This is a genomic window from Nocardioides antri, assembly GCF_008373765.1.
GTDB lineage: Bacteria > Actinomycetota > Actinomycetes > Propionibacteriales > Nocardioidaceae > Nocardioides > Nocardioides antri.
In genome coordinates this window covers 1-21799 of sequence record NZ_VUJW01000003.1, presented here as the reverse complement: position 1 = coordinate 21799, position 21799 = coordinate 1, and the positions used below count along the sequence as shown (strand labels likewise).

Here is a 21799-nt window from a genome sequence, read left to right as displayed (position 1 = left end):
AGGGGCTTGCGGAGCCTCCTCTGCCGCTCACCCCCGCCCGCGACCCCGCTCGCGGCGGGCGGCCGTGAGGTCGATCCCGGCGGCCTCGCGGATCATCGCGGCGAGCTCCTCGACGGCCGTGTCGACGTCGGCCGGTGGCTCGGCCCGCGGGGTCGCTCCGAGACCGGCCAGGCCGGCACGGGCGGTCGCCGCGGCGTCCAGCAGCTCCGCCGGCCGCGGGCGGTGGATGTCCTCCACCCCCTCCGGGGGCGCCGCGGGGAGGTCGTCGAGGTCGCCGTGGACCGCGACCCCGGCCGCGGTGATCGCGTCGCGGACCATCCGGTTCCAGGCCGTCGCCACGTCCCGTCCGTGTGCGTCCAGGCGGACAGCGGGCTCGATGCCCGCCCGTGCCTCGAGGTCCGGGGCGACGACCGCCCGGACGACCTGGGTGCAGCCGGGCGGGACCTTCCCCCCGAAGGCGACGTTGATGCGACGGAGCAGCTCGCAGGACGGGTGCCCGAGCGAGGGGTTGCTGCGCACGCCGGGGTCGACGGGGAGCGCCGGATCGATGCCGCTCACCTCGGCGAACCGCCGCCACAGCAGGAGCGGGTCGTCGGTCGAGCGCGGCACCGTCACGACGTGCACGTGCTGCGGCCCCACGAGGTCGGTCCAGACGTCGAGCATCTGCGGCACGCCCTGGGTACGACGGAACAGCCGCGCCGGCCGGGTGTCTCGGCCGTGGTCGAGCCACGCGCCGATCCCGCGGGCGAACCGCGGCCAGGGGAGCGTCGTGCCGTTGCGGCAGGTGGTCTGCCACTGGGCGGGCATCGTGCGGGCGGTGTCGCGCACCGTCAGCACCACGTCGGCGTGCACGCCGGGGAAGGCGTCGAGCACGCGCCGGGCGCGGGCGCGGTCGAGGAAGCTGAGGAACTCCCAGGACACGATCGTCGCGCGGCCGTCGTACTCCCGGACCTGGCGGAGCAGCTGGTGCGCGGCCCGGTCCCGGCGGGTGGGGGCGTCCGCCGCGGGCGCGCCGTTGAGCACGCCCCGCAGCGCCAGCGCCTGGTTGCGCGGCACGCCGAAGCCGTGGTCGCCGAGGACCCCGCGATGGTCGGCCAGGAGCTGCTGGAGGAAGGTCGTCCCGGTCTTCATCGCGCCGATGTGGAGCACGAGGCGCGGGCCTCCGGAGCCGGAATGTGACGCATTCGGCACCGGCGCAGGCTAGCAGGGGATTCACGGTGTACCACCGCCGCGCTGCTACCTTGATGTCCGTCCGCACCGGCCGAGTAAAAGGAACACGCCTTCGTGAGCGAAGCCGCCACCGCCACCTCCCTCGCCCCGGTCGACGAGGGGTTCCGGGTCGTGCAACGGCTGGTCCTCCCCGCCGACCAGGAGCTCGACGTCCAGTCGCTGTACGTCAGCGGGATCACCAGCTTCTCCTCCGGCGGCGACTCGATGTCGCGCCAGTCGGGCGGCGACTTCGACAGCGCCGGTGAGGACACCGAGGACGAGGACGACGAGAGCGAGTCCGCCGGAGGCGCCGGCATGTCCGGGTTCGGCCGGATCACCGAGGACGCCACCGGGGTCGCGGTCGATCCGCACCGCCGGGTCACCCTCGGCACCTACTTCAACGCGTTCCCGGCCAGCTACTGGCGCCGGTGGACCGAGTTCTCCTCCGTCCGGCTCACGGCGCGGGTGCGCGGCCACGGGTCGGTCATCGTCTACCGGTCGACCGCCAAGGGCCACGTCGTCCGGGCCGACTCGCAGCGCATCGACAACCAGGCGGGCGAGACCGTCACCTTCGAGCTGCCGCTGAAGCCGTTCATCGACGGTGGCTGGTACTGGTTCGACCTCGAGGGCGGTCACAGCGAGCTCGTGCTCGAGGACGCCCACTGGGGCTTCGAGACCGAGCGGGTCCGGACCGGCCGGATCACCATCGGCATCACGACCTTCAACCGGCCCGACTTCTGCGTCGCCCAGCTGGTCAACCTCGCGACCAACCCGGCCGTGCTCGACATCATCGACGAGATCGTCGTGGTCGACCAGGGCAGCAACAAGGTCGTCGACGACCCGGGCTACGAGCCGGCGGCCGCGGGGCTCGGCAACAAGCTGCGGATCATCGAGCAGCCCAACCTCGGCGGCTCCGGCGGGTTCTCGCGGGCCATGAACGAGGCGACCTCGATGGGCGCCTCCGACTACGTCTTGCTGCTCGACGACGACGTCGTGTGCGAGCTCGAGGGCATCCTGCGCGCGGTGGCGTTCGCCGACCTGGTGAAGACGCCGTCGCTCGTCGGCGGCCAGATGTTCAGCCTCTACGACCGGTCCGTGATGCACGCCTACGGCGAGGCGATCGCGAAGTACCGCTGGTTCTGGGGCCCGGTGGCGCCCAGCGTGCACGGCCACGACTTCTCGAAGAAGTCGCTGCGCCAGACCAGCTGGATGCACCGGCGGATCGACGTCGACTACAACGGCTGGTGGATGTGCCTCATCCCCACCCAGGTCATCCGCGAGATCGGCCTGTCGCTGCCGATGTTCATCAAGTGGGACGATGCCGAGTTCGGCCTGCGCGCCGGCGCGGCGGGCTACCCGACGGTGACCATGCCTGGTGTCGCGGTGTGGCACGTCCCGTGGACCGAGAAGGACGACACGCTCGACTGGCAGGCTTACTTCCACGAGCGCAACCGGCTCGTGTCCGGCCTCCTGCACTCGCCGTACCCCCACGGCGGCAAGCTGGTCCGCGAGTCCCTCGAGAACCACACGAAGCGCCTGATGTCGATGCAGTACGGCACGGGCGAGACCATCCTGCTGGCGCTCCAGGACGTCCTCGACGGCCCCGACCGCATGCACCACGACATCCTGCACCGGTTGCAGGAGGTCCGCGCGCTGCGCGACCAGTACGACGACGGCAAGTCCGAGGCCGAGCTCGACGCCTTCCCGTCCCCCCGGCGCAAGAAGCCACCGAAGCGGGGCAAGGGCGTCCCGGTCCCGTCGACGACCATCGGCAAGGCCAAGATGGCCGCGGCCGGTCTGGTGCGCCAGGCGCTCCCGACCCGGGAGCTGTCGGGGGAGCATCCCGAGGGGATCGTGCCCCACGTCGACCAGCGCTGGTACCGGCTGGCCCACTTCGACTCCGCGATCGTGTCGTCCGCCGACGGCGTCGCCGCGTCGTGGTACCGCCGTGACCCTGCCCAGTTCCGCGACCAGATGGCGCGCTCCCTGAAGATGCACGCCAAGCTCTACCGCGAATGGGACGAGCTGGCGGAGCGGTGGCGCTCGGCCCTGCCCGAGCTCACCTCGCCGGAGCGCTGGAAGCTGACCTTCGAAGGCAACGACGACGAATGAGGTTCGGCGCCCGGCGTCGCGCGGTGGGCAAGCACGCCGGTGAACGGAGCCGCCGCCGTCGGCCTCCTGAGGCCGCGCCGCAGGACTTCGCGTTCCCGCCTCCGGCGGAGCTCCCACCCCCGGTGGATCTCCCGCCTCCCGCGGATCTCCCGCCGACCCTGACGCCGGCGGCGCCGCAGCCGTCACCGGTCGAGGAGGAGCGGCCGTCGCGTCGTACCCGCCGTCGGCAGCGCCGTCAGCAGCGCCAGGACGAGAAGGCGAGCCGGGCCTACGAGAAGTCGCTCGGCCTCGGCGTTCCGGCCCCAGCTCCGGCCCCGGTCCCGGCCGTGGAGCCTCCGCCGACCGACGAGGCTGTCCCCGTGCTCACGCCCTCGGCGACCGCTGCGCCGGCGCCGTACGACGAAGAGCCCCCCTTCGACTCCGAGGCCAGTCCCGAGGAGCGTCGTCGTACTCGTCGTGAGCGGCGGGCCGCCCGACGCGCCGCCCAGCAGGCCGACCTGGATGCCGCCCGCGAGGCCCACGCCGCCGCGATCGAGTCGGTGCCGTTGGTCGCGCCGAGCGCCGGCAACGGGTTGCTCGCGGTGTTCCAGCGCCGCTATCTGCTCCGGCTGCTCGTCAAGCGCGAGATCAGTGCCCGCTACCAGGGGTCGTTCCTCGGCCTGCTCTGGTCCTACATCGGTCCGCTGTGCCAGTTCTTCGTCTACTGGTTCGTGATCGGGACGATCCTGGGACTCCACGACCAGGTCGAGAACTTCGGCATCCACGTCTTCTCCGGCCTGATCGTGGTGCACTTCTTCACCGAGACCTTCGGCGCCGGAACCCGCTCGATCGTGCGCAACAAGTCGATCGTGGTGAAGCTCCCGCTGCCACGGGAGATGTTCCCCGTCGCCTCCATGCTGGTGTCGCTCTTCCACGTCCTGCCGCAGCTGCTGATCCTGACCGTCGCCTGCCTGTTCTACGGCTGGGTGCCGGACGCGCTCGGCATGGCGGCGCTGGGCCTGGGGCTGTTCATCGCCATGACCCTCGGCACCGCCGGCGCCCTGATGTTCAGCGCGGCCAACGTCTACTTCCGCGACTTCAGCAAGGTGGTCGACCTGCTCCACCTGTTCGTCCGGTTCAGCGTGCCGATGATCTACCCCTACAGCCTGGTCGACAAGCGCTTCGGCAGCGCCGCGCAGTACTACCTCTTCAACCCGCTCGCCGACTGCGTCCTCCTGATCCAGCGGGCGTTCTGGGTCGGCACCACTCCCGACCCCGACCACACGATCCGGACCGACCTCCCTGCGAACCTCATGATCTGGGGCCTCTCCGTCGCCGGCGTCAGCCTGGTGCTCCTCGTCATCGGTCAGCTGGTCTTCAGCAAGCTCGAGTCCAAGATCCCGGAGCGGCTCTGACATGACCACCTCGATCGTCCTGGAGAACGTCACGAAGACGTTCAAGCTGCGCTACCACCGCACCATCAAGCAGATGTCGATGGCGAAGGTCCGCGGCCAGGAGACCAGCACCCTCTTCCGGGCCATCGACGACGTGTCGTTCACCGTCGAGCAGGGCGAGGCCATCGGCCTCATGGGTCTCAACGGGTCCGGCAAGAGCACGCTGCTCAAGATGATCAGCGGCGTGATGAAGCCCGACGACGGCTCGGTCCTCACCCGGGGCCGGATCGCCGGCCTGATCGCGACCGGCGCGGGCTTCCACCCCCAGCTCACCGGCCGCGAGAACCTCTACCTCAACGCCGCCATCCTCGGGATGAGCGAGCGCGAGACCGCCCGGAAGTTCGACGAGATCGTCGAGTTCGCCGACCTCGGCAACCGGCTCGACACCCAGGTCGGCCACTACTCCTCGGGCCAGAACGCCCGGCTCGGCTTCGCGATCGCGGTCCACGTCGACTCCGACATCTTCCTCGCCGACGAGGCCCTCGCCGTCGGCGACAAGCCCTTCAAGCGCAAGTGCCTGGCGAAGATGCGCGAGATCCGCGACAGCGGGCGCACGATCTTCTACGTCAGCCACGCCGCCGGCCAGGTCCGCAAGATGTGCAACCGCGTGATCGTGCTCGAGAACGGCCGCCTCGCCTTCGACGGTGGCGTCGACGAGGGGATCCACTTCCTCCACTACGACAGCGACGACGAGGAAGAGTTCGCCGACGAAGAGACCGGCGACGACATCTGAGTTCTCTGGGCCGAGCTGTCGCCTACGGCGGCAGGCCCGACTTGACAATTCTCGGAACAGTCGGCGTGTCGGCTGGTAATTACAGGTTTGTAGTTACTCAGAAACCCTTCCGAGGTTCTGTGACCCGTGTGAAAGTTGCTACCCGTGTGACTCCTTCCCCGCACACGACTGGAGCAGAATCACCATGCTTGCGAGCCCGGACCCGAGCGCTGTCGAGGCCCCTGACGCCGTCGACTCGACGCTCGCCGTGCGCACGGCGCGCCGCAACCGGTTCGTCTCCGGGTGCCAGCAGCTGCTGGCGCTCGGCCTCGTGCTGGCTGCGCTGACGCCGGCGGCGCGCACGATCACGATGGACGTCCGGCCGGCGTCGCCAGCTGGGGGCGGCGAGCACGGTGCGGCGTACCTCCAAGCGGCGAAGGTGCCGACGGCGCCCGTCGACCCGAAGGTCACGGAGTACAGCCTGACCGCCCCGGCAGGCGCGAGGCTGGCGCCCGGTGCGTTGCGCGCGTCCAGCCGTCGTACGACGACCGGCGGTCAGCAGCTGACCAGCGATGCCGTGCCCGTGGTCGGCTACGGCGCGGTCGGCGTGACCTGGCAGCACGGCGTGGAGGTGGCCGACGACGCGCTGGCCGTCGACGTGCGGACCTTCGACGACGGCGCCTGGTCGGGCTGGGCGGAAGTGCCCTACCACGACGACCACGGCCCGGACCCCGACAGCGTCGAGGCGCGCAACGCCCGGCCGGGCACCGAGCCGCTGTTCGTCGGCGAGGTCGACCAGGTGCAGGTCCGGGTCGCGACCGACGCCGCGGCCCCGGCCGACATGAAGCTCGCCGTCGTCGACCCGGGCGAGGCGACGTCGACGGCGCGGGAGCTGCCCGAGATCGACACCGCCGAGGGTGACGAGGCAGCGGATGCCACGGAGTCGAGCGAGGGCGACCTCTCGCTCCGGGCCGCAGTGGCCGCGCCGAAGCCGAAGATCTTCTCGCGTGCCCAGTGGGGCGCCGACGAGCGGATGCGCGACGCGCCGTCGCTCCACTACTACGAGGTCCACGCGGGCTTCGTGCACCACACGGTCAGCTCCAACGACTACTCGCGCGACCAGGTGCCGGGGATGATCCGCAGCATCTACGCCTACCACGTCAACGGGAACGGCTGGAGCGACATCGGCTACAACTTCCTGGTCGACCGGTTCGGCCGGATCTGGGAGGGCCGCTTCGGTGGCATCGACCGTGCGGTCGTCGGCGCGCACACGCTCGGCTACAACGACAACGCGTTCGCGATGTCGGCGATCGGCAACTTCGAGACGGCGCGGCCGTCCCGCGCGATGCTCCGGGCGTACGGCCGGCTCTTCGCGTGGAAGCTCGGGCTCCACGGGGTGAGCGCCGGGGACGGCCGTCAGTACGTCACGTCGCGCTACTTCAAGGCGATCAACGGGCACCGCGACGCGGGTTCGACGGCCTGTCCGGGCATCAACCTCTACCGCCGGATCGACCGGATCCGGACGCTGGCGAGCGAGACCCAGCAGGGCTGGGCCGGCCGCGAGCTCGAGTCCAGCCTCGTGGGCACCCAGCGGCCCGACGTGGTGCTGCGCCGCGCGGTCGACGGCAAGGTGTTCATCCGGCCGATCGTCCCGACCGACACGGGCTACCGGCTCGGGGCGAAGGTGTCGACCGGCCTCGCGCTGCCGGGCGCCGAGCTGATCCTGAAGGCGGGCGACTGGGACCTCGACGGGTACGGCGACCTGGTCACGAAGGACGCCGGTGTGCTGTGGCTCCTCCGGGGGATCGGCAAGGGTCGCTTCGCGGCGCCGACCCGGCTCGCCACCGGCTTCGGCCGGGTCACCAAGCTCGCGGCGGTCGGCGACTTCACCGGCGACGGACGCCCGGACCTGATGGGGCAGCCCGACGGCGGGTCGATGATGATCTACCCGGGCAACGGCCGGACGGGTCTGAAGAAGGCGTTCGCGGCGTACTCGTCGATCCAGGGCCGCAAGCAGATCCCGATCGGGCGCTGGGACGCCGACGGCGCGCCGGACAGCCTGATCCGCACCCGGTCCGAGCTCATCCTCTACTACGGCAACGGCCCGGGCGGGTTCACCAAGAAGAAGAGCCTGGCGCTCCCGGTCCGGGGCTACGACTGGATGCTCGGCACCGCCGACGTCGACCTCGGCGGCCACAGCGACCTGATCGCTCGCACCGCCGCCACCGGCGAGCTGTGGGTGATCCCCGGCAGCCGGGACGGGTTCAAGGCTCCGGTGGCGATCTCGGGCGACACCACGGGGTTCGACATGATCGGCTGACGACCTCGGTGAGGTGCCTGGCGCTCAGGCGGGGAAGCGGGCAGTCGTGTGCTCGGCGAGATGGATCGCCTCGAGCCGCTGCTGGTCGGCCCGGGTGACCAGGACGAGGGAGCCGCCCTTCACGAGCGGCTCCGTGTAGGCCGCGAGAACCGGTGGGGAAGCCGGGTCCGCGGCGACGAGGAGGCGGCCGCCGTCCGGGACGAGGGTCCCGGCGGTGGCCGTTTCCCACAGCTCCTGCTGGGTACGGCGCTGCCCGGCCAGGTCGACCGCGTCGTCGCCGTCCGACGGCGGGTCCCAGGGGATGAACGCGTCGGGCTGCGACCAGATCTCGACGCCGACGTCGTGCACGCCCGGCGGCACCGGCTCGGGGAACCGGACGCCGAGCGGCCGCAGCGAGCAGGCGAGCACGACGCGCGCGGCCGCCTCGCCCGCCCATCGGTCGACGCGGTCGGGGCCGCACACGACGGCGCTCGCGTCCTCGTCGTCGGTCACCACCAGGCCGGCGCTCCACGCCGCGCCGAGGAAGATCGGCGTCAGCCAGTGCGGGGGGAGGTCGACGAGCAGGGTGTCGCCGCGCTCCAGCCCGAGCTCGTCGACGAGCAGGGAGCTCGCCTTCGCCACCCAGTTGGCGTAGGTGGTGACCGAGAGCTCGACCCGCTCGCCCGTCGCGTCGTCGTAGAACGTCACCAGCGGCCGCCCGGGCTCGTTGCGGAGGCGGTCGGCGAGCACCGTGGCGAACGTGGTCACGGTGCCGAGGATAGGAGGACGTGACCGGGTCTCCGGGGCCGGGGAGGTGACGGACTACCCTGACCGGGGCCGAGCGGCAACAAGGGAATCGGGGTCGGACGTGGCGGACGGCGTGATCGAAGGGTTCTGGGCGGTCGTCCCGGCCGGAGGCGCCGGAACCCGGCTCTGGCCGCTGTCCCGGTCCTCGTCGCCGAAGTTCCTCCACGACCTGACCGGTCAGGGACGCACCCTGCTCGAGCAGACCCACGACCGGCTCGCGCCGCTGGTGGGGGACCGGTTCCTCGTGGTGACCGGCCGGCCGCACGAGGAGGCGGTCCGCGCCCAGCTGCCGGCGCTCGCGCCCGGGGGCGTCCTCGCCGAGCCCTCGCCGCGGGACTCGATGGCGGCGATCGGCCTGGCCGCCGCCCACCTCGAGCGGCGTGCGGCAGAGTGGGGCGAGGACCTGGTGATGGGCTCCTTCGCTGCCGACCACGTGATCACCGACCCCGCCTCGTTCCACCGCACGGTGGTCGAGGCGGTCGCGGCGGCCCGTGACGACTGGTTGGTCACGATCGGCATCGAGCCGACGTTCCCGAGCGCGGCGTTCGGCTACATCCGCCAGGGCGAGGCTCTTCCCGGGCACGAGCAGGCGATGGTCGTCGACGCGTTCGTCGAGAAGCCGTCGGTGAGCGTCGCCGAGGAGTACCTCGCGACCGGCCGCTACCGGTGGAACGCGGGGATGTTCGTCGTACGCCCCGGTGTCCTGCTCGACCTGCTCGCGGCGCAGAGCCCCGACTTCGCCGCCGGGCTCCGCGAGATCGCCGCCCACCCGGAGCGGCTCGACGAGCTCTGGCCCCGGCTCCCGAAGGTCGCGATCGACCACGCGGTCGCCGAGCCCGCGGCTGCGGCCGGCCGGGTCGCGACCGTCCCCGGCAGCTTCGGCTGGGACGACGTCGGCGACTTCGACTCCCTCGCCGCACTCCTGGGCGACGAGGGAAAGTGCACCGTCCTCGGCGACTCCGGCCTGGTGCTCGCACAGCAGTCGACGGGTCTGGTGGTGCCCGGGTCAGGCCGCGTCATCGCGGTGATCGGGCTCGACGACGTCGTGGTCGTCGACACCCCGGACGGACTGCTCGTCGCGTCCCGGGAGCGGGCGCAGGACGTCAAGGCCGTGGTGGCCGAGCTCAAGGACCAGGGCCGCACGGAGCTGACCTGATCCAGGTCGGGGCCTACTGGTCGCCGCCGTAGCCGCCGATCGGCTCGGGCGCGTCGGTGTAGGGGTAGTCCTTCATGAACTGCTCGAGCGCCTCGCCGCTCGGCTCCGAGCAGTACTGCCACACGCCGAACTGCTTGTCGTCCTCGGCGACCCGCCAGTGGGTGAAGGCGATGTGCTGCCCGTCGGGGAACTCCTCGCCGTCCTCCTCGGTCCACGGAGCGGCGATGAAGGACAGACGGTTGTTGGTGTCGCTGTCGTTGAGGCGGTCGGCGATCGCCTTGATCTCGCCGAGCATGGTCGCGTCGTCGGCAGCGGTCTCGTCGTACCAGAGGATCGTGAAGCCGTGCTCGAGGTTGTGGACCAGGGTCTCGAGCTCCGGGCGCTCGTCCGCGGTGTAGAACCGCTCGGTGATCGGCGCCGGGGAGTTCTCGTCGAGCCAGTGGTCGCCGAAGGCCGGCGGCGCATCGGTGTACTCGACCTGGGCCGGCTGGACGTGCTGGGCGGAGCCGGTCGCCGGCTTCTCCTCGACGTCCTGGCACACGGAGGCCGGACCGCCGATATCGGCAAGGGCCTCGTTGTCGTACTTCCGCTGCTCCCACCACGTGCGGACCGGGTTGAACGCGGCGAGGCCGACGATCACCAGGGCGGCGAAGATGCACACGCCGACGATGAGGAAGCCCTGGCGCTTCTCGGCGCTGCGCTGCTTGCGCCGGATGTCGTCGATGACCTTCTGACGATCCGACTTCTCGGACTTGGTGGTCTTGGCCACGTGCGGCTTACCTCGGTGGTTGTGGGGCGGGTCGCGGTGAGTCTACGGAGTGCGGGGGCGCAACCGGAGATCGGTGCCGGGTTCGCCGATCCCGACCTCCCAGCCGTGGGCCATCGCGAGGATGCGGACCGCTTCGGCCCGGTGGTCCCCGCAGGTCACCTCGCCGTCGTCGACGAGCACGGGGTCGATGCCGACCCGGCGAAGGGCCTCGGTCACCTCCGCCGCCGAGGCCGGCGCCCCGAACGGCAGCACGTCGGCGGGGACGCCGCCGACGGCGCGGACGACGGCCTCCCGGGCGCCGTACCCGAACAGGTCGGCGCCCTCCTCGCGGATCAGCGCTCGCGCGCCGGTCCCGTGGTCGCCGGGCGGCAGCACCAGGTCCGCGCGTCCGCGGACCACGGCGAGCGGGCGTCCTCCGAGCTTGCCCTGCGCCAGCTCGGCGACCGCGGCGACCTCGTCGGCGACGGCCGGCGCGGTGACCGCCAGCTCGTTGCCGTGCTCGTCGACCCGGCCGACGAACGACTCCAGGACCGTGACGCCCGCTGCCCCGACCGCGATGTCCGTCTGGCCCTCGCGCCACGCCCGCCCGGCGGTGTCGGTGACGATGACGCCGACGTTGCGGCCCGTGCGGTCCGCGATCGCCTCCCTCAGCCGTGCGGCCGAGGCGTCCGGGTCCTCCGGCAGGAGTACGACGGCTCCCCGCGCCACGTTCGAGGCGTCGACCCCGGCGGCGGCCATCGTCAGCCCGAGCCGGTTGCGCACGATCCGAGTGGGGCCGCGGCGCGCGACGAGGCGCACGGTCTCGGCCGTGATCCAGTCCTCGCGGTCACCGTCGACCACCCGGCCCTCGGCCTTGCTCACCACCTTGCTCGTCACGACGACGATGTCGCCGTCGGCGAGCTCGACGAGCGGGACCAGGAGCTCGGCGAGGTCGTCGCCCTCGCGCACCTCCGGCATCCCGTCGGGCGCGGTGACGGTCAGCGTCGGCATGCGCAGTCCTAGCTCGCGGCCAGCTCGATGGCGGCGGCCGCCATCGCCGCCGTGGCGGCATGGTCGGTCATCATCAGCGGGACGGCGGAGCAGCGGATCCCCGCCTCCTCGAGGCCGGTGACGTCGGCTGCGTCCCGCTCGTCGACCAGCCACCCGTCGAGCACCCCGCCGGCGCTCCGCGCCCCGTAGTGGCGACCGACGCCGACGGCGCTCACCTCGACGCCGATCGACGCCAGGAGCTGCTCGGCCATGCCGCGCACGTGGCTGCCCCCGACGATGGGGGAGAGGCCGACGACGGGCGCGGTCGTCGTCCGCAGCGCGTCGCGGATGCCCGGCACGCCGAGGATGGTGCCGACGGACACGACGGGGTTCGACGGCGGGAACAGCACGATGTCGGCGCCTGTGATCGCGTCGAGCACGCCCGGCGCCGGTGAGGAGTCGTCGATGCCGACGACGACCACGGTCTCGGCCGGCACCTCGGCCCGCATCCGCACCCAGTACTCCTGGAAGTGCACGACCCGGCGCCCGCTCGGCGAGTCCGCGTCGGCGACCGCGACGTGGGACTCGACGCGGTCGTCGGTCATGGGCAGCAGCCGCACCCGGTCGCCCCACGTCGGCGTCAGCCAGCGGCGGCACAGCGCCTCGGTCACCTTCGACAGCGGGTAGCCCGCGTCGATCAGCTGGGTCCGCACGAGGTGGGTCGCGATGTCGCGGTCCCCGAGCCCGAACCACGTGGGCTCGACGCCGTACGCCGCCAGCTCCTCCTTCGCGCTCCACGTCTCGTCGCGGCGGCCCCACCCGCGGTCGGGGTCGATGCCGTCGCCGAGGGTGTACATGACGGTGTCGAGGTCGGGGCAGACCTTGAGGCCGTGGACCCACCAGTCGTCTGCGGTGTTGGCCACGACCGTGACCTCGGCGTCGCCGTCCACGCCGGGCAGCGTCCCGGCCGTGATCCCGTGCAGCAGGCCCTGGAGGAACCGGGCGCCGCCCATGCCTCCGGAGAGCACCGTCAGCTTCTTCATGAGGGCAACTCTGCCCGCACCGGCAGCCACGCCCGGCCGCGGGGGCCGGAAGGGGTGGTGATAACGGACTGCGTATAGCAGATTCGGGCTTGACTCCGTGGGTATGACATGCATGTAATTCCACTAGTGTCGTTCACGGCACACGGGGGTCGAAAGGGGCGGAACGGTGAGAGAACTATTCCTGGTAGAGGATGTGGACACCGAGGACCTGGGGTGGCAGGAACGCGCGCTGTGCGCGCAGACCGATCCCGAGGCCTTCTTTCCGGAGAAGGGCGGTTCGACGCGCGAGGCCAAGAAGGTCTGCCAGACCTGCGAGGTCCGCGTGGAGTGTCTGGAGGCTGCGCTCATGCAGGACGAGCGGTTCGGCATCTGGGGCGGCCTCTCCGAGCGGGAGCGTCGCAAGCTGAAGAAGAAGGCGGTGTAGCCACAGCCGCACAGCGGCTCGCATTCGGAGCCCTGGCCTGGCGTCGCTAGGCTCGCTCCTCGTGTCCGACGTCTCCGTGGTGCTCGTCAGCCACGACGGCGCGTCGTGGCTGCCCGCGGTGCTGGACGGGATCCGCTCCCAGTCCGCGCCCGTCGCCGGCGTCATCGCCGTCGACACCGGCAGCAAGGACGGCAGCGCCGAGCTGATCCGGTCCGCGCTCGCGGCCGAGCCGGCCGTGCCGGTCACGCTCCTGCAGGAGAGCGGCCGCACGTCGTACCCGCAGGCGGTCGCGCTGGCCCTCGCCGCGGCGCGTGAGCAGGGAACCGCCACCGAGTGGGTCTGGCTCCTGCACGACGACAGCAACCCGGCGCCCGACGCGCTCGAGCAGTTGCTGCGGGCCGCCGAGCGGCACCCCCAGGCCGCCTTCCTCGGGCCGAAGCTGCGGGAGTGGCCGTCGCTGAAGCGGTTGGTCGAGGTGGGCGTCACCATGAGCGGCACCGGCCGGCGGGAGACCGGCCTCGAGCGCGGTGAGTACGACCAGGGCCAGCACGACGAGGTCCGCGAGGTGCTCGCGGTCAACTCCGCCGGGATGCTCGTCCGGCGCTCCGTGCTCGAGAGCCTCGGCGGGTTCGACGAGCACCTGCCGATGTTCGGCAACGACGTCGACCTCGGCTGGCGCGCCGCCGCGGCGGGTCACACGACGCTGGTGGTGCCGCAGGCCGTCGTGTTCCACGCCGAGGCCGCGCACCGGGGCGTGCGCCGTACGCCCCTCACCGGCCGCCACACGCACTACCAGGAGCGCCGCGCGGCGCTGTTCACCCTGCTCGCCAACTGCCGCACGGCGGTCCTGCCGCTCCAGGTCGTCCGGCTCGCGCTCGGCTCGCTGCTCCGGATGCTGGGCTTCCTCGTCGTCCGCTCGGTCGGCGAGGCGCTCGACGAGCTCGCGGCCCTGGTCTCGGTCTACGGCCGACCCGGTGCGCTGCTCGCGGCTCGGAAGGAGCGTCGGCAGCGCCAGGTCACCGAGCCCGATCACGCGCGGGTGGGCCGCCTGCTCGCGCCGTGGTGGCTGCCCTACCGGCACGGGCTCGACTTCCTCAGCGATCTCGCCGGGGCCGCTACCAACCAGGCCGCCGACGTGGCCGAGCGGCGCCGCGCCGCGGCGGCCGAGCGGGACCCGTCGCCCCCGGTCGCCCGTCACCGGACCGACGAGGACGAGGAGTTCGAGGACACCGGCATCGTCGCCCGCTTCCTCAGCGACCCGGTCGCGGTCGCGCTCGCGCTGACGGCCGTCGCGTTCGTGATCGGCGCGCGGGACGCCTTCGGCGCGGTGAGCGGGGGTGCGCTCTCCCCCGTCCCGGACGGCGCCGGCGACTGGTGGGCGCTGCACTACGAGAGCTGGCACCCGGTCGGTTTCGGCAGCGCGGTGCCCGCGCCGCCGTACGTCCTGCCGCTGGCGCTCCTCGCGACGGTCCTCGGCACGGTGACCACGATGACGGTGCTGCTCGTCGCCGCCGCCCCGATCGCGCTGTGGGGAGCCTGGCGGTTCCTGCGGGTGGTCGGGCGGCTGATCAGTCGGTACGGCGCCCCGCGGTGGCTCCTGCTCTGGGGCTCGGTCACCTATGCCCTGGTCCCGCTGGTCGCGGGGGCGTGGGGAAGCGGACGGTGGGGCGTGGTCGTCGCGGCGGCGCTGCTGCCGTGGCTCGCGCACGCCGCCCTCGGCTTCGCCGAGCCCGAGGCCTCGCGCCGCTGGCGTGCCGCCTGGCGGGTCGGCTTCCTGCTCTCGCTGCTGACCGCCGTCGCACCGGTGATGTGGTGGCTCTGCGCCGTCCTCGGAGCGGTCGTCGTCGCGTCCTCGGCCGTGGTCGTCCGCGGTGCGGTGCGGGACCGTTCGGTCTGGGGTCCGCCGGCGACCGCGCTCGCCGTGCCGGCGCTGCTGCTCGCGCCGTGGTGGCTCCCCGCCGTCTGGGAGGGCGCGGCCGGCGGCCTGTTCCTCGACGTCGGCCGGTGGCCGACTCCGGCGACCGACGGCCTGGACCTGCTCGCCGGCCGGTTCGGCGACCTCGGCGCGCCCCTGGCGCTCGGCCTCGTGCTGCCGGTGCTCGCCCTGCTGGCGCTGATCCCGCGTGCGACGCGGATCGGTGTCGTCCTGTGCTGGCTCGTCGCCGCGGTCTCGGCCGTCGTGGCCGTGCCGCTCGGCCTCTGGGACGTCGACCTGACCGGCGCGGCCAGCCAGCAGGCGGGCCTCGGTCCGGTGCTCCTGGTCCTCCACGGCAGCTGGGTCACCGCCGCCGTCCTCGGGGGCCTCGCCCTCACCGACCGCTCACCCTCGCCGCTCGTGCTGCCCCGCCTCGCGCAGGGCGCGACCGCCGTGGTCGGCCTCGTCGCCGCGATCGTCCCGGTCGCAGGGCTGGCGTGGTTCGCGGTGTCGGGCGGCGACGACCTGGAGTCCCACCCGGAGAGCGGCATCCCCGTCTACATGTCGCAGGAGGCGGAGAAGGCCTCCGAGCGCGGCATCCTGGTCGTCCGCGGCACGGTCGCGCGGGGCCTGACCTACGCGGTCGAGCGGGGCGACGGGCCGACGGTCGGGGACGACGAGATCGCTGCGCTGACCGCCGAGGACGAGGAGGTCACCGAACTGGTCGGCACCATCGCCACCGCGCCGTCGCCGGAGGCCGTCGACGCGCTCACCGAGCGCGGCATCCGCTACGTCGTGCAGCCCGCGCCGGCCGACGGCGCCGTGGCGACCCGCCTCGACGCGACGGCAGGCCTGGTCCGGGCGAGTGCCGAGGACCGGTCGACCCGCGCCTGGCTGGTGATCCGCGAGCCCGAGCCGGAGTCGGTCGAGGGCCCGCGGTCGTGGCCCCGGATCGTGCTCCTGGTGCTCCAGGCGCTCGCGATCCCGGTCGTGGCGGTGCTCGGCCTCCCGACGATCCGCAGGAGCAGGCGATGAGCGACGAGCAGCAGCAGGGCCGCCGGGCGGACCGGGCCGGGGCGACGGCTCCGGGCCGCCGCGGTCTCGCGAGCAGCCGCAAGGTCGACGTCCTCGTCGTGCTCGGCATGGTGCTGCCAACCGTCGTCGTGCTCGCGGTCGCGCTCATCCGCGGCGACGACACCGAGCCCTACCCGGACGCCCCGCCGTCCGCCGCGCGGCTCACCGACGCCTCGGTCGTCTGCGCGGCGGCGTCGAGCAGCACGGCCGGCGACGTGGTCGTGTCGCGGTTGCCCCGGATGAGCGGCGGAGAGGTCGCCGTCCACGCTGCCGCCGACGACGCGGCGACCCTGCGCGAGCTCAGTCCCGTCGACGTCGAGTCGGGCCGGCTGACCACGGTCGCCACCGACGGCGACGTCCTCGTCACGGGCACGGACGCGGCCGCGCCTGGCCTGGTGGCGGGCCGGACCGGCGAGGCGCGCGCCGCGGCGGAGTGCCGTGGCCCGTCGTACGACGAGTGGTACGTCGGCCTCGGCGCCGCTGCCAAGAACGCCTCGTCCATCGAGCTCGTCAACCCCGACACCGGCCCGGCCGTCGTCGAGATCGCGCTCTACGGCCGGCGCGGCCTGCTGGTCGAGGCGGAGGAGCTCCACGGCATCCGGGTGCCCGGTCAGCAGGTGATGCGCCTCGACCTGTCCGATCTGGTCCCGCGCCGTGGCACGCTCGCCGCCCACCTCACCGTGGTTCGGGGCCGCGTCGTCCCCACGGTGCGTCACACCTACGACCCGCTCGGACGAGGCACGCCGCGGATCGACTTCCTGCCCGCACAGGCGGAGCCGGCGACCGAGAACCTCCTCCTCGGCGTGCCCCCCGACAGCTCCGGGGAGGTCCACCTCTTCAACCCGGGAGCGGACGAGGCGCGGGCGACCGTACGGGTCGTGTCGGACAGCGCCGTCTTCACGCCGGCCGGCCTCGACGACGTCGTGGTCCCCGCCGGCACCGTCCGGCAGGTGCCGCTCTCGAACGTGCTCACGGAGGAGGCGGCCCAAGGCGCCCTCGGGCTCCAGGTGGTGTCGGAGCAACCGCTCGTGGCGTCCGTGCGGCTGCTCGACGACGACCTCGGGCTGGTCGCGCCGGTGACGGCCGTCGAGCAGAACCAGCTCACGACCGCGGTCGTGCCCGCCGGCCCCAAGCTGCTCGCGCTCGCCGGTGCCGAGCGGACCGGCACCGTCCGCGTGACCGCGACCGACGCCCGCGGCGAGGTGCTCCTCGACGAGAAGGTGGTCGAGGTCGACGCCGACCGCGGCTACAGCCTCGAGCTCCCCGACGACGCCGTGCTCGTGACGATCGACCCGAGGAACACCTCGATCGCCGGCACGGTCGTGCTGACCGGGGACCGGATCGGTGTGCTGCGGATGCGGGCCGCCGCCGTCGACGCCGAGATCCCTGTGGTCCGTCCGGAGTAGTGGTCCGGCGCGCTCAGTCCACGTCTGGGTAGCGCGGGTCGACCTGGGACGGGTCGATCCCGAGCAGGTCGGCGACCTGCTCGACCAGGACGGTGAGGACCATCGCCTCCAGGTCGGCGCGGTCCGCGGCGCGGTGCTCGATCGGGCGGCGGAACACGACCAGCCGGGTCGGCGTCGAGCCCGACCCGCGGACCAGCGACGACAAGGGCACCGACCCCGGCTCCCAGTCGTCGGGCAGCTGCGGGGTGTCCTCGACGGCGTACTCCACCAGGCCGAGCCGGTCCGCCCACCGCTCCTCGATGTCGGTGACGATGTCGAGCACCAGCCGGTCGAACGCGTCCCGCCGGGTGCCGGGCCTGGGGGGCCGGCCGGCCGCGACGTGACCCATCGCGGCGGGGCCTCGCATGCCCCGGCCGCGGCGGTCGCGCCGGGAGCGTCGTACGGGCTCCTCGGCCCACCCCTCCACCACGTCCTCCACGAGCCGCGAGCCTATCCGGCACACCACCTGCGACGGGGTACCGTCTGCCGCGTGAGTCTCGCCCGGCGCTGTTCGCGCACCGCCTGCGCCCGTTCCGCGGTCGCGACGCTCACCTACGTCTACGCCGACAAGACCGCCGTCCTCGGACCGCTGGCGACCTATGCCGAGCCGCATGCCTACGACCTCTGCTCGTTCCACAGCGAGCGGCTGTCCGCCCCGCGCGGCTGGGAGGTCCTGCGGCTGTCACTCGACCAGGCGCTGCCCGGCCCCACCGAGGACGACCTGCTCGCCCTCGCCGACGCCGTGCGCGAGGCCGCGCGGCCGGTCAGCGCACCGGCCACCGCACCGGCCCAGGAGACCGGTCGCGAGGTCGGGCGCCGCGGTCACCTGCGGGTGCTCACCAGCGACTGAGGCTGCTCTTATCGCCGCTGGCGACGTGCACTAGGTTTGCGGTCATGTCGACGACCTCGCCTGACAACGTCAACGCGGTCTTCAAGGCCTACGACGTCCGCGGGACCGTTCCGGACCAGCTCGACGAGGACTTCGCCCGCGCCACCGGCCGGGCCTACGTCCAGGTGCTGGGAGTGACGTCGATGGTGATCGGGTACGACATGCGTCCCAGCTCGCCGGACCTCGCCGGCGCGTTCGCCGACGGCGCGACCAGCGCCGGCGCCGACGTCACGATGATCGGACTGGCCTCGACCGACCAGCTCTACTTCGCGTCGGGACACCTGGGTCTGCCGGGCGCGATGTTCACCGCCAGCCACAACCCGGCGCAGTACAACGGCATCAAGATGTGCCGCGCGTACGCCCAGCCGGTCGGGCTCGAGAGCGGGCTCGCCGAGATCCGCGACCTCGTCGTCAAGGGCGCCCCGGCGGGGTCGAACCGCACCGGCTCGATCTCGAGCCACGACGTGCTCCAGGCGTACGCCGCGCACCTGCTCGCGCTCGCCCCCGTTGCCGGCCGCAAGCTGAAGGTCGTGGTCGACGCCGGCAACGGCATGGCCGGCCACACCGCGCCCGCCGTCTTCGAGCGGCTCGCCGACCAGGTGGACCTGGTCCCGATGTACTTCGAGCTCGACGGCACCTTCCCCAACCACGAGGCCAACCCGATCGACGAGGCCAACCTGGTCGACCTGCAGCAGCGGGTGCTCGCCGAGCAGGCCGACATCGGGCTGGCGTTCGACGGCGACGCCGACCGCTGCTTCCTGGTCGACGAGCGTGGCCGCGGCGTCTCGCCGTCGACGCTCACGGCGCTCATCGCCGCCCGCGAGCTCGCCAAGGAGCCGGGCTCGACGATCATCCACAACCTGATCACCAGCCGCGCCGTGCCCGAGATCGTCGCCGAGCTCGGCGGCAAGCCGTTGCGCACCCGGGTCGGCCACTCGTTCATCAAGGCGACGATGGCCGAGACCGACGCCATCTTCGGCGGCGAGCACAGCGGCCACTTCTACTTCCGGGACTTCTGGCGTGCCGACTCCGGGATGCTCGCCGCCCTGCACGCGCTCGCCGCGCTGGCCGAGACCGACAAGCCGCTGTCGGAGCTGCTCGCGGAGTACGAGCGCTACCCGATGAGCGGCGAGATCAACTCGGAGGTCGCCGATCAGTTGGCGGTGCTCGCCGAGCTGGAAGAGACTTTCGCCGCCCGCGCCGGTGCCGAAGGGGTCGAGATCGACCACCTCGACGGTCTCAGCGTCGTCGCCGCCGACTGGGCGTTCAACGTGCGCGCCTCCAACACCGAGCCGCTGCTGCGGCTCAACGCCGAGGGGAAGGACGACACCACCATGGCCGCGATCCGTGACGAGGTCCTTTCGATCATCAGGAGCGGGAAGTGAGCGCCGGCATCTCGCCCGAGCTGCTGGCGATCATCGTGTGCCCCGCGTGTCACGGCGAGCTCGCGCTCACCGAGGGGGAGCAGGTGGAGCTCGTCTGCCAGGGCTGCGGCCTCGCCTACCCGGTCCGCGACGGGATACCGGTGCTCCTCGTCGACGAGGCTCGGTCGACCCGCTGAGCGGCCTGCTGCCATGACCTGGTTCGACGAGTCCCGCCTCGACGACGAGATCGCGCTCGGCAGCGCCGACCTGCGCCTGCGGACCCTCGCCGAGTCCGGCGCCCGCGTTCGCCGCGAGGCCGGTGCCGCGACGGACGCGATCGCCGAGGCGGTCACCCGCGCCTCCGACGCCCGGCCGCGCGCCGTCATCGCCGCCGGTCCCGACTCCCGCCTGCTCCGCGCCGTCCTCGAGCCGTGGTGTCCGGTGCCGTTCGTCGCCTGGCCGTCGGGCGGCCTTCCCGGCTGGGCCGGCAGCCTGGACCTGGTGGTCGTGCTCGCGCCGGACGGCTCCGACACCGGCACGGCGTCGGCCGTCGCCGAGGCCGCCCGCCGCGGCTGCCAGGTCGTCGTGGCCTGTCCCGAGGAGTCGATCGTCGCCCAGCACGCGGCCGGTCGCTGGACCAGCGTGCTGCCCACCAGCACCGGCGACCAGCTCGCGACGGCCGTGGTGATGCTGTCCTTCCTGCACCAGGTCACCCTCGGACCCTCGTGCGACCCGGGCTCGGTCGCCGAGGCGCTCGACGACGTCGCCATCGCCTGCTCGCCGCAGCGCGACATCTCCATCAACCCCGCGAAGATGCTGGCCATCTCGCTCGCCGACGCCTCGCCCGTCGTCTGGGGCGGTTCGGTGCTGGCCGCGCGCGCCGCACGCCGGGTCGCCGAGTCGATCCGTCGTACGTCGGGACGCACGGCGGTCGCCGGCGACGCCGAGCACCTGCTGCCGGTCATCGAGGCCGCGCGGCCGCGCAACGTCTTCGCCGACCCCTACGCCGACGGCACCAAGCAGGGGAGTGAGCGGCGTCCTGTCCTCCTCATCCTCGACGACGGCTCGGACGACCCCGCCGCCCGCGAGCAGCGCGGCCGTCTCGAGGAGGCCGCGCGCGCCCGCGAGGTGCGCGTCGAGAAGGTCACCACCGAGGCCGAGGGTGAGGTCGCCCGCTACGCGTCGCTCCTGCTCAACGGGACCTACGCCGCGGAGTACCTCCGGTTGGGGCTGGTCGAGGACTGATCCGCGCGGAGCGCGGCTGGGTGTGCTGCGCCGTACGTGTGTGTCGCGCTGTGGGTGGGGCGGTGCCGGGAGGTCGCTCCGAGCCAAGAGCGGGGACCCCGCCGCCGGCTCGCCATTTTCGGGCCGGTCCCGGCGTGGTGGGACAGCGGACTGTTCGACGCTGCTACGGGTGGGTGGGTCTCGTTGCCGGCGGCACCCCGATTGGCCCGGAGCGACCTCCCGGCACCGACTGCAGGCAACGCGCGAGACCCACGCGGCTCCGGCTCCTCGGATGAGGGGGGTGGATGTGGTCAACGGCGGTCGCGCGGTGACGTGGCTGTGCGGATGAGCTCGACGACCTCGTCGGTGGGCCGGACGTCGCCGTAGGTCCGATACACGACGTGCAACGTGGCGTTGTGGTCCTGGGTCCGCATCGCGGCGCAGGCATCAGCCAGGATCACCCGGAGCCCCTCGGTGCTGGCGTCGCGAACGGTGGCCTCCACGCAGACGTTCGTGACCGTGCCGGTCACGAGAAGCGTGTCGATGTCGCGCTCCGCGAGTAGCGCGGGCAACGGGCTGCGCCCGGGGAAGTAGGCGCTCGACGCGGTCTTCTCGACGGCGATGTCACGCTCGGCCACCACGAGGTCGGGCCACAGCCGGTCGATCGGGGCGCGGTCGTCGCCGGAGCGGGCGTACATCTCGGCGACATCGGTGCCGTAGAACTCACGGTCCTTCGCCGTGGGATGGCTGTAGCCCGGGACCACCCACGCCACCACCGGCGTCGCGCAGCGCCGAGGCGATGCGGTTCACCCGCGGAACGATCTCTCGCACGTAGGCCGATTCGCGGGCGAAGAAAGGCACCACGTCGATAACCACGAGAGCGGTGCGCTGCGGGTCGAGTCGCTCGGCAGAGCCCGACGCTGTTGGGCATGCCGATGGCCCCGCCGGAGGCGGG

19 protein-coding genes are annotated in these 21799 nt (G+C 72.7%); 12 read left to right on the top strand and 7 right to left on the bottom strand.

Features of this window, described 5'->3' with window-relative positions:
* Positions 1-27: 27 nt before the first annotated feature.
* A complete protein-coding gene (locus tag F0U47_RS21990) occupies positions 28-1191 on the bottom strand; it encodes a hypothetical protein (protein WP_149749486.1) in 1164 nt (387 codons plus the stop codon).
* A 93-nt stretch (positions 1192-1284) separates the two neighbouring features.
* Between F0U47_RS21990 and F0U47_RS06260 the strand changes: the two genes are divergently transcribed.
* The 4 genes from F0U47_RS06260 to F0U47_RS06245 all read left to right on the top strand — a co-directional run bounded on the left by F0U47_RS06260 (position 1285) and on the right by F0U47_RS06245 (position 7786).
* Positions 1285-3321 carry a glycosyltransferase gene (locus tag F0U47_RS06260; protein ID WP_149749485.1) on the top strand — a complete coding sequence of 679 codons (2037 nt, stop codon included), beginning with the start codon at positions 1285-1287 and terminating at the stop codon, positions 3319-3321.
* On the top strand, positions 3318-4715 hold the full coding sequence (locus F0U47_RS21780) for an ABC transporter permease (protein WP_246159489.1): 1398 nt from the start codon (positions 3318-3320) through the stop codon (positions 4713-4715). The genes F0U47_RS06260 and F0U47_RS21780 overlap by 4 nt, the downstream gene beginning before the upstream one ends.
* A 1-nt stretch (position 4716) precedes the next feature.
* Positions 4717-5487 carry an ABC transporter ATP-binding protein gene (locus tag F0U47_RS06250; protein ID WP_149749484.1) on the top strand — a complete coding sequence of 257 codons (771 nt, stop codon included), beginning with the start codon at positions 4717-4719 and terminating at the stop codon, positions 5485-5487.
* 184 nt (positions 5488-5671) lie between these two features.
* The gene (locus F0U47_RS06245; protein ID WP_149749483.1) at positions 5672-7786 is read left to right on the top strand and encodes an FG-GAP-like repeat-containing protein; all 2115 of its coding nucleotides are present in this window, start codon (positions 5672-5674) and stop codon (positions 7784-7786) included.
* 24 nt (positions 7787-7810) lie between these two features.
* On the opposite strand, the gene F0U47_RS06240 is transcribed toward F0U47_RS06245, so the two are convergent.
* The gene (locus F0U47_RS06240; protein WP_149749482.1) at positions 7811-8533 is read right to left on the bottom strand and encodes a TIGR03089 family protein; all 723 of its coding nucleotides are present in this window, start codon (positions 8531-8533) and stop codon (positions 7811-7813) included.
* Between the two features lie 100 nt (positions 8534-8633).
* On the opposite strand from F0U47_RS06240, the gene F0U47_RS06235 reads away from it, so the two are divergent.
* Positions 8634-9728 (top strand): mannose-1-phosphate guanylyltransferase, encoded by a 1095-nt coding sequence (locus tag F0U47_RS06235; RefSeq protein ID WP_149749481.1) that lies wholly within the window; start codon positions 8634-8636, stop codon positions 9726-9728.
* Between the two features lie 13 nt (positions 9729-9741).
* Here the strand turns inward: F0U47_RS06235 and F0U47_RS06230 are convergent, their stop codons facing one another.
* The 3 genes from F0U47_RS06230 to cofD are packed head-to-tail and all read right to left on the bottom strand — an operon-like array spanning position 9742 to position 12509.
* Complete coding sequence (locus F0U47_RS06230; protein ID WP_149749480.1) at positions 9742-10497, bottom strand: DUF3105 domain-containing protein; 756 nt, start codon at positions 10495-10497, stop codon at positions 9742-9744.
* A 42-nt stretch (positions 10498-10539) separates the two neighbouring features.
* On the bottom strand, positions 10540-11487 hold the full coding sequence (locus F0U47_RS06225) for a coenzyme F420-0:L-glutamate ligase (RefSeq protein WP_149749479.1): 948 nt from the start codon (positions 11485-11487) through the stop codon (positions 10540-10542).
* An 8-nt stretch (positions 11488-11495) separates the two neighbouring features.
* Positions 11496-12509, bottom strand: a complete 1014-nt coding sequence (gene cofD / locus F0U47_RS06220) for a 2-phospho-L-lactate transferase (protein ID WP_149749478.1) — start codon at positions 12507-12509, stop codon at positions 11496-11498.
* A 166-nt stretch (positions 12510-12675) separates the two neighbouring features.
* On the opposite strand from cofD, the gene F0U47_RS06215 reads away from it, so the two are divergent.
* From F0U47_RS06215 to F0U47_RS06205, 3 genes are all read left to right on the top strand, one after another.
* Positions 12676-12933 carry a WhiB family transcriptional regulator gene (locus tag F0U47_RS06215; RefSeq protein ID WP_149749477.1) on the top strand — a complete coding sequence of 86 codons (258 nt, stop codon included), beginning with the start codon at positions 12676-12678 and terminating at the stop codon, positions 12931-12933.
* Between the two features lie 61 nt (positions 12934-12994).
* Complete coding sequence (locus F0U47_RS06210; RefSeq protein ID WP_149749476.1) at positions 12995-15883, top strand: glycosyltransferase family 2 protein; 2889 nt, start codon at positions 12995-12997, stop codon at positions 15881-15883.
* The gene (locus tag F0U47_RS06205; protein WP_149749475.1) at positions 15880-17328 is read left to right on the top strand and encodes a DUF5719 family protein; all 1449 of its coding nucleotides are present in this window, start codon (positions 15880-15882) and stop codon (positions 17326-17328) included. The genes F0U47_RS06210 and F0U47_RS06205 overlap by 4 nt, the downstream gene beginning before the upstream one ends.
* 13 nt (positions 17329-17341) lie before the next feature.
* On the opposite strand, the gene F0U47_RS06200 is transcribed toward F0U47_RS06205, so the two are convergent.
* Positions 17342-17806, bottom strand: a complete 465-nt coding sequence (locus F0U47_RS06200; protein ID WP_246159488.1) for a metallopeptidase family protein — start codon at positions 17804-17806, stop codon at positions 17342-17344.
* Positions 17807-17857: 51 nt separating this feature from the next.
* On the opposite strand from F0U47_RS06200, the gene F0U47_RS06195 reads away from it, so the two are divergent.
* The 4 genes from F0U47_RS06195 to F0U47_RS06180 are packed head-to-tail and all read left to right on the top strand — an operon-like array spanning position 17858 to position 20865.
* Complete coding sequence (locus F0U47_RS06195) at positions 17858-18217, top strand: DUF3499 domain-containing protein (RefSeq protein WP_149749474.1); 360 nt, start codon at positions 17858-17860, stop codon at positions 18215-18217.
* Between the two features lie 44 nt (positions 18218-18261).
* The gene (locus F0U47_RS06190) at positions 18262-19641 is read left to right on the top strand and encodes a phosphomannomutase/phosphoglucomutase (RefSeq protein WP_149749473.1); all 1380 of its coding nucleotides are present in this window, start codon (positions 18262-18264) and stop codon (positions 19639-19641) included.
* Positions 19638-19817 carry a Trm112 family protein gene (locus F0U47_RS06185; protein WP_246159487.1) on the top strand — a complete coding sequence of 60 codons (180 nt, stop codon included), beginning with the start codon at positions 19638-19640 and terminating at the stop codon, positions 19815-19817. Before F0U47_RS06190 ends, F0U47_RS06185 begins: the two co-directional genes overlap by 4 nt.
* Positions 19818-19830: 13 nt before the next feature.
* Positions 19831-20865, top strand: a complete 1035-nt coding sequence (locus tag F0U47_RS06180; RefSeq protein ID WP_149749472.1) for an SIS domain-containing protein — start codon at positions 19831-19833, stop codon at positions 20863-20865.
* Between the two features lie 290 nt (positions 20866-21155).
* Here F0U47_RS06180 and F0U47_RS06175 read toward each other — a convergent pair whose 3' ends face one another.
* Entirely contained in the window at positions 21156-21620 is a 465-nt protein-coding gene (locus tag F0U47_RS06175; protein ID WP_149749471.1) for a cysteine hydrolase family protein, read from the bottom strand.
* Between the last annotated feature and the right edge of the window lie 179 nt (positions 21621-21799).

Excerpts from the sequence above, each read along its gene's own strand:
- F0U47_RS21780 (WP_246159489.1), top strand. The coding sequence starts at position 3,318 with ATGAGGTTCGGCGCCCGGCGTCGCGCGGTGGGCAAGCACGCCGGTGAA.
- F0U47_RS06250 (WP_149749484.1), top strand. The coding sequence starts at position 4,717 with ATGACCACCTCGATCGTCCTGGAGAACGTCACGAAGACGTTCAAGCTG.
- F0U47_RS06245 (WP_149749483.1), top strand. The coding sequence starts at position 5,672 with ATGCTTGCGAGCCCGGACCCGAGCGCTGTCGAGGCCCCTGACGCCGTC.
- F0U47_RS06225 (WP_149749479.1), bottom strand. The coding sequence starts at position 11,487 with ATGCCGACGCTGACCGTCACCGCGCCCGACGGGATGCCGGAGGTGCGC.
- cofD (WP_149749478.1), bottom strand. The coding sequence starts at position 12,509 with ATGAAGAAGCTGACGGTGCTCTCCGGAGGCATGGGCGGCGCCCGGTTC.
- F0U47_RS06205 (WP_149749475.1), top strand. The coding sequence starts at position 15,880 with ATGAGCGACGAGCAGCAGCAGGGCCGCCGGGCGGACCGGGCCGGGGCG.
- F0U47_RS06190 (WP_149749473.1), top strand. The coding sequence starts at position 18,262 with ATGTCGACGACCTCGCCTGACAACGTCAACGCGGTCTTCAAGGCCTAC.
- F0U47_RS06180 (WP_149749472.1), top strand. The coding sequence starts at position 19,831 with ATGACCTGGTTCGACGAGTCCCGCCTCGACGACGAGATCGCGCTCGGC.